General features: G+C 36.5%; 10 protein-coding genes. 7 read left to right on the top strand and 3 right to left on the bottom strand.

Annotation, left to right across the window (positions count from 1 at the left end):
- Position 1: 1 nt before the first annotated feature.
- The 5 genes from ACFS3A_RS06770 to lpdA (ACFS3A_RS06750) all read left to right on the top strand — a co-directional run bounded on the left by ACFS3A_RS06770 (position 2) and on the right by lpdA (ACFS3A_RS06750) (position 8,595).
- Positions 2-1,330, top strand: a complete 1,329-nt coding sequence (locus tag ACFS3A_RS06770; protein WP_083206661.1) for an efflux RND transporter periplasmic adaptor subunit — start codon at positions 2-4, stop codon at positions 1,328-1,330.
- An 18-nt stretch (positions 1,331-1,348) separates the two neighbouring features.
- Positions 1,349-2,752 (top strand): dihydrolipoyl dehydrogenase, encoded by a 1,404-nt coding sequence (gene lpdA / locus ACFS3A_RS06765; protein WP_065720933.1) that lies wholly within the window; start codon positions 1,349-1,351, stop codon positions 2,750-2,752.
- 186 nt (positions 2,753-2,938) lie between these two features.
- Complete coding sequence (locus ACFS3A_RS06760; RefSeq protein ID WP_260031570.1) at positions 2,939-5,116, top strand: heavy metal translocating P-type ATPase; 2,178 nt, start codon at positions 2,939-2,941, stop codon at positions 5,114-5,116.
- Positions 5,117-5,180: 64 nt separating this feature from the next.
- Positions 5,181-7,073 carry an Nramp family divalent metal transporter gene (locus tag ACFS3A_RS06755; protein WP_065720931.1) on the top strand — a complete coding sequence of 631 codons (1,893 nt, stop codon included), beginning with the start codon at positions 5,181-5,183 and terminating at the stop codon, positions 7,071-7,073.
- A 109-nt stretch (positions 7,074-7,182) separates the two neighbouring features.
- Entirely contained in the window at positions 7,183-8,595 is a 1,413-nt protein-coding gene (lpdA, locus tag ACFS3A_RS06750) for a dihydrolipoyl dehydrogenase (RefSeq protein ID WP_219242891.1), read from the top strand.
- 249 nt (positions 8,596-8,844) lie between these two features.
- Here the strand turns inward: lpdA (ACFS3A_RS06750) and ACFS3A_RS06745 are convergent, their stop codons facing one another.
- The 3 genes from ACFS3A_RS06745 to hppD all read right to left on the bottom strand — a co-directional run bounded on the left by ACFS3A_RS06745 (position 8,845) and on the right by hppD (position 11,453).
- Positions 8,845-9,255 carry an OsmC family peroxiredoxin gene (locus tag ACFS3A_RS06745; RefSeq protein WP_038330952.1) on the bottom strand — a complete coding sequence of 137 codons (411 nt, stop codon included), beginning with the start codon at positions 9,253-9,255 and terminating at the stop codon, positions 8,845-8,847.
- A gap of 104 nt (positions 9,256-9,359) precedes the next feature.
- Positions 9,360-10,187: a helix-turn-helix domain-containing protein gene (locus ACFS3A_RS06740; protein WP_379824662.1), complete on the bottom strand. Its 828-nt coding sequence runs from the start codon at positions 10,185-10,187 to the stop codon at positions 9,360-9,362.
- A 105-nt stretch (positions 10,188-10,292) separates the two neighbouring features.
- Positions 10,293-11,453, bottom strand: coding sequence for a 4-hydroxyphenylpyruvate dioxygenase (gene hppD / locus ACFS3A_RS06735; RefSeq protein WP_065720929.1), 1,161 nt, complete (start codon positions 11,451-11,453; stop codon positions 10,293-10,295).
- Between the two features lie 352 nt (positions 11,454-11,805).
- Between hppD and ACFS3A_RS06730 the strand changes: the two genes are divergently transcribed.
- Entirely contained in the window at positions 11,806-12,027 is a 222-nt protein-coding gene (locus ACFS3A_RS06730; protein WP_065720928.1) for a heavy-metal-associated domain-containing protein, read from the top strand.
- A gap of 40 nt (positions 12,028-12,067) precedes the next feature.
- Positions 12,068-12,511 carry a DUF3347 domain-containing protein gene (locus tag ACFS3A_RS06725; RefSeq protein WP_065720927.1) on the top strand — a complete coding sequence of 148 codons (444 nt, stop codon included), beginning with the start codon at positions 12,068-12,070 and terminating at the stop codon, positions 12,509-12,511.
- Positions 12,512-12,559: the final 48 nt, after the last annotated feature.

Here is a 12,559-nt window from a genome sequence, read left to right as displayed (position 1 = left end):
AATGAAAGTCAATATAATAAAAGTAACATCGGTGTTAAGTATTATTCTAGCATCCTTATTTTTGATATCATGTGGAGGTAAAGAGCATAAAGAAGGAGATGGACATGACCACTCTACTTCCCAAGAATCATCAAAAGAAAGTCACTCAGAAGAGGCTGAAAATATAGCAACGTTAACTGAAGACCAGATAAAGACGGCAGGAATTGAATTAGGAAGTATTGAGCAAAAGTCTCTAACGGCATCTTTAAAAGCCATCGGTAAACTTCGGGTTCCGAATAAGAGCAAAGCTAATGCAACTTCCTTGTTTGGTGGAGTTATTAAAACCTTAACTGTTGAACTTGGTGATTATGTAAGAAAAGGTCAGGTGATTGCAACTATCTCTAACCCTCAGTTTGTTCAGTTACAAGAAGAATACTCTTCCATCCAAAGCAGAATAACGTTTGCAGAACAAGAGTTAGAGCGTCAGAGAGAGTTGAACGAAGGAAATGCAGGAGCTAAAAAGAACTTACAAAATGCTACTGCAGAATTAAGTACTCTAAAAGCTAGAAAAGCTTCATTACAGCAACAAATTCAGATGATGGGAATTAACCCCAACAATATTGCTAATAATAATTTTCGTTCAAGTCTAACGGTAACAAGTCCAATTGATGGTACCATCAGTGATGTATTTGCAAAAATTGGAAGTTATGTGGACGTTTCCTCGCCTATTGTTGAAATTATTAATAATAGCTCTATTCATTTAGATTTACAGGTTTTTGAAAAAGATCTTCCATTAATCAAGGTAGGACAGAAAATTAACTTCACTATTACTAATAATCCGCAAAAAAGCTATGCCGCTAAAGTAACTACTATAGGATCATCTTTTAGTGGAGAAAGTAAATCAATTGCTGTTCATAGTGAAATTATTGGAGACAAATCAGGTTTAATAGATGGAATGAATATCACTGGGCTCGTAAGTCTTGATGATGTGTTGACTTCTGCTGTTCCAAATGAGGCAATTGTGGAAGCGGATGGTAAATACTACATATTTATTAAGACAGATAAGGAACCGGAAGAACATAATGAGGGAGGTCATGACGATCATGGTCATGGTCATGATGAAGGAGAAGCAACACATGGGCATAAAAATGAAAAAGAAGCTTCTGAGCATGCTACCCAAGCAGCACAGAAATTGAATTTTGAAAAAATTGAAGTAGCAAAGGGTACTTCAAACATGGGATATACAGCTATTACTCCGGTTAAAGAGATTCCACAAAATGCTCAGATTGTAACTAAAGGTGCTTTTTTTATTAATGCTAAGCTTAGTAATACAGGTGGTCATAGCCATTAACATAATTTAAAAAAAATCATGAAAAATAATTTTGATGTAATCATTATCGGATCTGGACCAGGTGGCTATGTAACCGCAATCCGTTGTGCTCAATTAGGCTTAAAAACAGCTATTATCGAAAAATATGCAGTACTTGGAGGAACTTGTCTAAATGTAGGATGTATTCCTTCAAAAGCAATGTTAGACAGTTCTGAGCGGTACCATGAAATCAAGGATAACGTAAATGTTCATGGGATCTCTGTTGATAATTTGCAAGTTGATTTGGAAAAAATGATTGCCAGAAAAGCAGATGTTGTTTCTAAAATAAACGGCGGTGTAAGTTATCTGATGAAGAAGAATAAGGTTGAAGTATTTCAGGCAACGGGATCTTTTGTGGATAAAAACACCATTCTTCTGAAATCCGAAAACGAAGAAAAAACAATTACCGGTAAAAATATCATTATAGCGACGGGCTCTAAGCCCGCTTCGCTTCCGGGAATTGACATTGATAAAAAAAGAATCATCAGTTCTACCGAAGCGTTGGTTTTAAAAGAAATTCCGAAACATCTTATCGTAGTTGGTGGTGGTGTAATCGGAATGGAATTAGGTTCGGTTTACGCAAGATTAGGAAGCAAAGTAACCGTACTTGAATATACAGGAGGAATACTTCCGAGTATGGACAAAAAAATGGGAGTCGAACTTCAAAAATCTTTAAAAAAGAATTTAGGTTTTGAATTTTTGCTAAATCATAAAGTTACCGGAGCAACCAATAATGGTGATAATGTAACCGTTACTGCCGAAGATAAAAACGGTAATACCGTAGCAATTGAAGGGGATTATTGTCTAATGGCAATAGGTAGAAAACCTTATACAACAGGTTTAGGTTTGGAAAATGTTGGAGTTGAATTGACTCCACGCGGACAGGTTGCCACCGATAGCAATCTTGAAACCAATGTAAAAGGAATCTATGCCATCGGTGATGTTGTTGTAGGACCTATGCTTGCTCACAAAGCGTCTGAAGAAGGTATTTATGTGGCAGAAATCATCGCTGGGCAAAAACCTCACATTGATTATAATTTAATTCCTGGAATTGTTTATACCAGTCCTGAAGTTTCAAGTGTAGGGAAAACCGAAGAAGAGCTGAAAACTGAAGGGAAAAATTACAAAGTAGGACAATTTCCTTTTTCTGCATCAGGAAGAGCTATCACAAGTGGTAAAACAGAGGGTATTGCAAAAGTCTTGACAGATGCGGAAACGGATGAAATTTTAGGTTTTCACATTATTGGTGAAAGAGCCTCTGATTTAATAGGTGAACCGACTGTAGCAATGGCATTCAGAGCTTCAGCAGAAGATATTGCACGCATTTCGCACGGGCATCCAACGTATTATGAAAACTTGCGTGAAGCTTGCCTTGATGTTGATAAGATAGCTATTCATATTTAGATGAAAATTTTACAAGCCTTAATGTTTTTTTAGTAGCAAATTAAGGCTTGTATCAGTTTTTCGGGGAGTCTGAAAAGCAGTTTTGTATTTGCAACCAGGTTCCCAAATTTAGATTATAATTTTGCTGTACAAATAGGAATTAGTTAAAAACGACTACTAATACAGTTTACTAAAAAAATAATAATTATGTCAAAAATATGTTGCAGCACCGATGATGGTGGCCTGGATCTTACGGGTAAAAAACCGCACAAACATAAATATGATACTCAAGGTAATCAGTTATGCTGTTTAAAAACAGAAAAAATTTATAAAAATGCCGGTGCGGCAGATTTGTTGAAAGATGCCAATCACGACGATCACGACCATAGTGGACACGATCATGGCGATGGTGATGGACACGATCACGAGAGCCACAACGATCATGACCATAGCGGACACAATCACGACCACCACGGGCACAGCCACGGTGATGACCACGACCACAGTCACGACATAGAGGGTAAAACCACCTTTCAGTTATTTATGCCTGCGGGTATATCTTTAGCTTTATTACTTGTTGCTATTGGTTTTGATAATTACTTTCCCCAAACCTGGTTCACGGGTTGGGTTAGAATTGCCTGGTACGTTATCGCTTATTTGCCTGTTGGGTTGCCAGTAATCAAAGAAGCTGTTGAAAGTATCAGATACAAAGATTTCTTTTCAGAATTTTTCTTAATGGCTATTGCAACAATCGGTGCATTTGCACTTGGCGAATATCCTGAAGCAGTAGCTGTAATGCTGTTCTACTCCGTAGGCGAAGTCTTTCAGACTATTGCAGTATCAAGAGCAAAAGGTAATATTAAAGCCCTGTTAGACCAACGCCCTGATGAGGTAACGGTTATCAGAGCAGGTAAGCCTATTGTTGTAAAAGCTGAAGATGCCTACATAGGTGATGTTATTCAATTAAAGCCGGGCGAAAAATTAGGATTGGACGGGGAGTTAATTTCAGAAACCGCCTCTTTCAATACAGCAGCCCTTACAGGAGAAAGCAAACCTGATACAAAAAGTAAAGGTGAAACTGTATTGGCAGGTATGATTAACCTCAACACCGTAAGCCAAATAAAGGTAACAACCGATTATTCGGATAGTAAGTTGAGCAGAATTTTGGAACTGGTTCAGGATGCTACATCACAAAAAGCACCAACGGAGTTGTTTATCCGTAAATTTTCCAAAATTTATACGCCGATAGTCGTATATCTGTCTATTGCTATTACCTTACTTCCCGCACTTTTCGTAGATAATTATGTATTCAGTGAATGGTTGTATAGAGCATTGGTATTCCTTGTTATCTCTTGTCCTTGCGCTTTGGTAATCTCCATCCCTCTGGGTTATTTTGGTGGTATTGGGGCCGCAAGTCGAAATGGTATTCTGCTTAAAGGGTCTAATTTCCTTGATATTCTTGCCAAAGTAGAAAATGTAGTGATGGATAAAACGGGAACCCTCACCGAAGGTGTTTTCAAAGTACAGGAAGTCTTTATCAAACCAGAATTCAATAAAGACGAAATTCTCAACCTCGTCAACGTATTGGAAAGTCAAAGTACACACCCTGTTGCAACGGCAATCCACAATTATTGGGGAGAGGTAGATGCCGACGTAAATTTAGCAAATGTTGAAGAAATAGCAGGACACGGATTAAAAGCCACCGTTAACGGTAAAGAGCTTTTAGTAGGTAATTTCAAATTGCTCGATAAATTCAACATCAGCCATGATGCAGATACCGCAAACATCGTTTACACGGTAATAGCTGTTGCTTATGATAGAAAGTTTGTAGGATATTTAACCATTTCGGACAGCATTAAGGTAGATGCAAAAGCAGCAATTGAAAAGCTGCGTAAAATGGGTGTAAAAACCACAATGTTGAGTGGTGATAAAAATACCGTTGTTCAGTTTGTTTCGGGACAGTTGGGCATTGACAGTGCCTACGGAGATTTATTACCTGAAGACAAGGTTAATAGAGTAAAGGAAATCAAATCCCGTAATGGCAGCGTGGCGTTTGTTGGAGACGGTGTAAATGATGCGCCTGTTATTGCGTTGAGTGATGCTGGGATTGCAATGGGAGGATTAGGTAGTGATGCCGCTATTGAAACTGCTGATGTTGTCATTCAGGATGATATGCCATCCAAAATACCAATGGCTATTAATATCGGAAAACAGACTAAAAAAATCGTCTTTCAAAATATAGCATTGGCATTCGGAGTAAAAGCAATAGTGCTTATACTCGGTGCAGGAGGATTAGCCACTATGTGGGAAGCCGTATTTGCAGATGTAGGTGTAGCTTTATTAGCTATTCTAAATGCGGTTCGAATTCAAAAGATGAAGTTCTAACTAAGAAGCTAGACTGCCGCAAGAAATCTTGCGGCAGTTTTTTTATCCTAAAAATATTTGTGAAATGGCTAAAAAACAATCACAATCTTCATTAAGCGAAGTACATAATTCTGTAGACACGACTGTTCCTGGTCAATCTCGCTGGCGAAGAGTTTTGGCTTTTTTTGGACCGGCTTATCTTGTCAGTGTCGGATATATGGATCCAGGCAACTGGGCAACAGGCTTGGCCGGTGGTAGCCAATTTGGCTACTCATTACTCTGGGTTTTAGTAATGAGTAGTATTATGGGCTTGTTGCTACAAAGCTTGTCTGCCAGGTTAGGGATTGTTCGAAATAGAGATTTGGCACAGGCAAACCGGGAAACTTATCCTAAGAAGGTAAATTTTGTATTATATATACTTGCTGAAGTCGCTATTGTTGCGACAGACCTTGCAGAAATATTGGGGATGGCAATTGGTTTACAGTTGCTCACGGGAATGCCTTTGATTTGGGGTGTTGCTATTACAGCCTTAGATACATTCCTGTTGATGACTTTGCAAAAATGGGGAATGCGCAAGCTCGAAGCCTTTATCATCGGTTTGATATTCGTTATAGGAATGTCGTTTCTTGTACAAATATGGGTAGCTGACCCTAATGTAGATGAAATTGCAACAGGACTGATACCACATATACAGAATGATACTGCATTGTACATTGCTATCGGTATTATCGGTGCAACGGTAATGCCACATAATTTATACCTACACTCTGCACTGGTGCAGACACGTAAATTTAATCGTGATGATGCCAGTATCAAAAAAGCAATTAAGCTCAATTTTTGGGATAGTGCCATTGCTCTAAATATGGCATTGCTTGTAAATGCAGCTATATTAATTCTTGCCGCTACAGTTTTTTATAAAACCGGACGTTCCGACGTGGCAGAGCTAAAGCAGGCTTATGAATTATTGCCACAGCACCTCGGAAGCGATTTTACAGCAAAACTATTTGCTGTAGCTTTGATTGCTGCCGGACAAAGCAGTACCATTACGGGTACGCTTGCCGGACAAATAGTAATGGAAGGTTATCTACGCTTTCGAATGAACCCTTTGTTGCGAAGACTTATCACAAGGTTACTTGCCATAGTTCCAGCGGCTTTGGTAATTCTCATTAATGGTGAAGGTAATGTCGATAGCCTGCTTATCTTCAGCCAGGTAGTGTTAAGTATGCAATTAGGTTTTGCGGTCATTCCTCTTATCCATTTTGTAAGTGATAAAAAGACAATGGGCAAATTTGCCATCAAGCCCGTAATAAAAATAGCGGCTTGGATTATAACCATCGTACTGGTATATCTCAACTCCAAACTATTGGTAGAAGAGGCTATCACTTTCTTTGCTACTTCAGGTAATATAGTCTGGAAAGGATTAATCATTTTGGGTGGGATTGGTTTTATGATCTTGTTGGCATATACCACATTATATCCTTTGTTTAGCAGAAAAGCGTTTTGTGAAATAACACCGCATGATAAACCTGAACCTTTGCAATTAAAATTTTATGCTTCATTTAATAAAATTGCCATTACTGTCGATTTCAAACAACTTGACCAAAAGGTTATCAACTATGCTATTACACAAGGTGGAAAAGATTGTACTTATACACTTATACACGTTGTAGAAAGTGTTGCCTCTGCCTCCCATCTTCAAGATAGTACAGATGAAGAAACGGTAAAAGATCGCGAATTTTTGGACGAATATGTAAAGCAACTACAACAACAAGGCTATCATGCAGAAGCAAAGCTTGGTTTTGGAAAAACAGCCGACAGCATTGGAGAGATTGTAAATAAATCCGGGGCAGAGCTTATTGTAATGGGTGCACATGGGCATAAAGGATTAAAAGATCTATTGTATGGTGCAACGATAAATCAAGTACGCCATTTAGTAAAAATCCCAGTACTGGTTATTCCAGCAATAAAAGACAATTAGAAAGATTAGAATTCAGTAAAAATCATAAATTAAACAAAAAATCGTACAATAATCGTAAATGTTATTTTAAATAGCTTTAAAGAAAGATTTAACCGTAAAAAGTAATGCTATGACATATGATGTAATTATTTTAGGAAGTGGTCCAGGAGGCTATGTAGCAGCTATTAGAGCTTCACAATTGGGGCTTAAAACAGCCATTGTAGAAAGGGAAAGCTTAGGAGGAATTTGCTTAAATTGGGGGTGTATTCCTGCAAAGGCTTTAATGAAATCTGCAGAAGTATTTGAATATCTTGCTCATGCAGAAAACTATGGAGCAAAGGTAGATGGGTATTCTGCAGATTTTGCTACCATTATAAAACGAAGTCGCGGTGTTGCTGACAAAATGAGTAAAGGCGTTCAGTTTCTGATGAGAAAGAATAAAATTGATGTCATTAGCGGTGTTGGTAAAGTTATCTCCAAAAATGAAATAACTGTTAAAGGGTCAGATGGAAAAACAGCAACTTATCAGGCAAAATACATCGTTCTTGCTACAGGTGCACGAGCTAGAGAATTGCCAAATCTTCCAATAGATGGTAAAAAAATCATTGGCTATCGTGAGGCAATGGTATTACCTGAACAACCCAAATCCATTATCATTGTGGGAAGTGGAGCGATAGGTGTAGAATTTGCCTATTTCTATAACAGTATAGGTACTAAAGTGACTGTAGTGGAATACTTGCCTCGTATTGTTCCTGTGGAAGATGAAGATATTTCGAAAGAATTGGAAAAAGCCTTTAAGAAAAAAGGAATTGAAATAATTACCAATGCTTCTGTAGAAAAAGCAGATGTTTCAGCTACAGGAGTAAAAGCTACAATTAAAAAGACGGATGGTAGTGGCGAACAGGTATTGGAAGCGGATATACTGTTAAGTGCTGTAGGCATTGTAACAAATCTTGAAAATATTGGTATTGAAGAGTTGGGGATTAAAACAGAACGTGGAAAAGTGCTGGTAGATGAAGGGTGTAAAACCAATATAGATAATATATATGCAATCGGCGATATTATTCCTGGTCCTGCGTTGGCTCACAAAGCGATGAAAGAAGCTGTAATTTGTGCCGAAGCTATAGCTTTTAAAGAAAGTAAATACGACCATCAACCAACGCCTTTAGATTACGGAAATATGCCAGCATGTACCTACACTGGACCTGAAATTGCTTCGGTTGGTCTAACCGAAAAGCAGGCACGTGAGGCGGGAATGGATATTAAAGTAGGTAAATTTCCATTGATGGCAAGTGGTAAAGCGAGTGCAGTAGGTGCTACTGATGGTTTTGTAAAAGTGATTTTTGATGCCAAGTATGGAGAATGGATTGGAACGCATATGATTGGCTATAATGTAACGGAGTTGATAGCTCAAACCACAACTGCGCGTAAATTGGAAACAACATGGCACGAGCAATTGGATACTATCTTTCCACATCCAACTATGAGTGAAGCCATAAAAGATGCTATTGAAGATGCCTTAGGTGAGGCAATACATCTATAAATAAATACAAAATACTTTTAAATTTATCTTTAAATTGATTGATTATGAAAAACAGACTAAACTGTTGGAAGTGTGTACTGTTACTGTCTTCACTTCTCGGATTGTTGATACAGATCTAAAATCCAGATTTGGTAATTTTTAAGAAGGCAGATATTTTCATCTGCCTTTCCTCTATCTATTAATTCAATTATTAAAAAAGTCACGGAATATAAAACGTGACTTTTTTAATAAGAATAAACGAAATTAGTCTTAATTTAGAGTAGCTACTAGTGAAACTTCTAATTTATAAGCTTTTCCTACCGGACACATAGCTTTTGCTTGTTCTGCATAGTTTAAAAATTCTTCTTCATTTAAACCTGATATTTTTGCATTTAGCACTAAATCAGAGTTCGTAATATCGAAGCTGGTTGCTGTTATTGTACAAGATGTTTCTAAAGATTCTGCCTCAATCCCTTTGCTTGTAAGTATATAGTTTAACGTCATTGTATAACATGCAGCGTGTGCTGCGGCCATCAATTCTTCTGGATTTGTAGCGGTATTTTCTCCTTCAGATTTATTGTGTTTAAAAACACTGCTTCCAATGGCTGAATGTGCTGCATCGAAATTACCGCTTCCATTTTTAAAATTACCTTGCCACTTAGCTGTTACTTTTGCTTTCATTTTTAAATTTGTTTTAAATTACTTGACAAAATTACTATCTAAAAAACGTGTCATCAATGCATATACTTCATTCTTAATAGGACTTTTTTCCTTTAACGAACACTTTAAAGAGCGTTTCGGAAAGAAAGGGGGGGTAGACCCGTTTGAGATTTGAAAAATCGCACAAAATAGGAGTAGTCTTCATACCCGAGATAATCAGCAATTTCTTTAATGCTTAAGGTTGTATTGGCAAGTAACCTTTTAGCCTGAAGAATAATTCTTTGCTTAATAATGATGCTTGGTGCTACCTGTTTTTCAGATACAATTTTTTTATTGAGGTTTTTAGGTGTGATATTCAGCATATTTGCATAGTCAGAGACATTATGGTGCTTTCGATAATGAAGCTCGACCAATTGACTGAATTTTCTAGCTAACTCCTTATCATATGAAATGATTTGACTATCATTATTTGATTTTATCAAAGTTCTGGTTGCTGAAATGATTATTTGTTTGATGTATGTTTTTATCATTTCTTCAGCCCAAAAATCTTTTTGATTAATTTCTCTTTTTATAGACGAGATTAGTTTTAAGAAAAGTATGTCCAGATTCGTCGACAAATTTAGATAAGGCATCTCGAATACATTATCAAAAAGGAGCCCGCCACAAGCAAGCTCTTTATCATGGAAAGCTATGCAATAAAAATCAGGATTGAAATAAATAATACTTCCTCTAGATTCCTTGGATATTTGAAAATGCTTACCAATACTGAAGAAAAGCAAGACGTTTTCTGTAAAGCTGTACTCTACGAAATCCACAATAATGCTACCGTTTTTCTCCATATAAATGATTTTATAGTAATCTTCCAGCAGCGTATTGCTATTTATCCTATTTCCAGATTTATCATCAAAATCCAGATATCCTATCGATTGTCTTTTATTTAATCCGGCATCCATTTTTTATCAATTTATGAGTATTAGTCCGAAGGTTTGTCATTAATAACAAAGCCCTTAAAAGATTTAGGGCTTTGTATATATTAAACTAAAATTACACATTATACATTACAAGGTACCTCTGCGTTCCTGTTCTCTTTCAATTGATTCAAAAAGAGCCTTGAAGTTTCCTGCACCAAAACCTCTAGCTCCCATTCTTTGAATAATTTCGAAAAAGAATGTAGGTCTATCCTGAATCGGTTTGGTAAATATCTGTAACAAATAACCTTCTTCGTCAGCATCAATCAGAATTCCCAGTTTTTGCAATTCATTTAAATCTTCCTTGAAATTGTCGGCATGAGCTTTGATGCGATCCGGTATAGCATCATAATATGCCTGTGGCGGAACGGATAGGAACTCTACACCTCTTTTTTTCATTTCTTCTACCGTTTTAATAATATCATCGGTAGCCAAAGCTAAATGCTGTACACCGGCGTCTTCATAAAAATCCAAGTACTCTTCTATTTGAGAACGCTTTTTACCTTCAGCAGGCTCGTTAATCGGGAACTTAATTCTTCCATTACCATTTGCCATAACTTTTGACATTAGGGCAGAATATTCAGTAGAAACCTGTTTATCGTCAAAAGATAAGAAATTAACAAATCCCATTACATCTTCAAACCATTTTACCCATGTATCCATTTCGTTCCATCCTACATTTCCAACCATATGATCAATAAATTTCAGACCAACAGGTTCCGGATTATAGTCTGATTCCCATTTCGTAAATCCAGGTAAAAAGATTCCTTTATAATTTTTACGTTCTGTAAACATAAAAACTGTTTCACCATATACAAAAACACCAGCTTGGATTGCTTCTCCGTGTTCATCTGTAGTAACGGTAGGTTCCATAAATGGCTTTGCTCCACGTTTGGTAGTTTCTTCAAATGCACTTTTGGCATCCTCCACCCACAAAGCAACTACTTTTATTCCGTCTCCATGTTTTTTCACATGTTCCCCGATTGGAGAAGAAGAGTTAAGTGCAGTGGTCAGTATAATACGGATCTTGTCTTGTTTTACCACATAAGATACTTTGTCTTTTACTCCGGTCTCTAACCCTGCATAAGCTTCAGATTGGAATCCATAAGCCGTTTTGTAATAATGCGCTGCCTGAAGGGCATTCCCTACATAAAATTCTACATAATCAGTTCCTAATAGTGGAAGAAAGTCTTGTGCTCCTTCAAATATTTTTTCTAAACCGTATTCAACGCTTTTTAATTTATTTGTCATTGTTTTTTATTTTTATAATATGATTTTGATACATGATTTGTGTACACTTGATGAAGTGTAGTTGCATTTAGAACTTGTATACCAGCTATAACATAGCACGATGCAAAACCGATAGAAAGGTTTTGATAGACATTTTATAATTAGTTATTCCTCTGTAAATGTATTTCACTTATTTATAACAAACACTATAATCAGTAAAAGTCACAAAACAAACCCGAAATATTACAAGTGGAACTATTTTATGGTAAATAATCAGTAAATGTCATAAATCAAACAAGGAATATCACAACCAATATTACCTGTTATCTTATGAACTTTGTACTCAAGAAATACAATTAAAAAGTTCAAAACAATGGAAAGCAAAAACCTTCAATTCAAGACAAACCTTAACTGTGGTAACTGTGTTGCTAAAGTACAGGGTGATTTAGATAGCGCTAATGGTATCAGCGAATGGAATGTAGATACTACAAATAGTGATAAAGTCCTTACGGTTAAATCGGAAGGAATCAGCGAAGACGAAATCGTTACAATTATTAAGAAAAAAGGGTTTAAAGCCGAACCTATTTCACAATAATATAATAAGCAATTCATTAATCATAAAAAAGAGATAAAAAATGAAAAAGTTAATAATAGCAATAACCGTAATGTTGTTTGGATTTTCTGCCTTTGCACAAAACACAAACAATCTGTTAAACAGTTACATCAGTGTAAAAAACGCTTTAGTAAGTAGTGATAGCAAAGCAGCGAGCACCGCAATTTCGGTTTTCAACGATGCAGTAAAAGGTGAAGATAATTTTTCACAGAAAACTGATCTGTTAAAAGCGACAGAAAAATTAAACAAGGCTGGAAACAATATTGAAAAGCAAAGAGCAGCTTTTAACGATGTTTCTACTATAATGTGGAAACTGGTAAAGTCGTCTGATAAAGTAATTCAACCTGTTTATTATCAGTATTGTCCTATGAAAAAAGCATATTGGTTGAGCAAAGAGAAAGATATTAAAAATCCTTATTATGGCTCATCAATGCTTACCTGTGGCAAAGTTGCAGAAACTAAATAATAAAAACCTTTAAGGCATTGCTTATTGAGCAATGCCTTTTAATCTTTG

Source organism: Flavobacterium notoginsengisoli (genome assembly GCF_042686225.1).
Taxonomy (GTDB): domain Bacteria; phylum Bacteroidota; class Bacteroidia; order Flavobacteriales; family Flavobacteriaceae; genus Flavobacterium; species Flavobacterium notoginsengisoli.
This window is presented reverse-complemented; position numbering and strand designations above follow the sequence as displayed.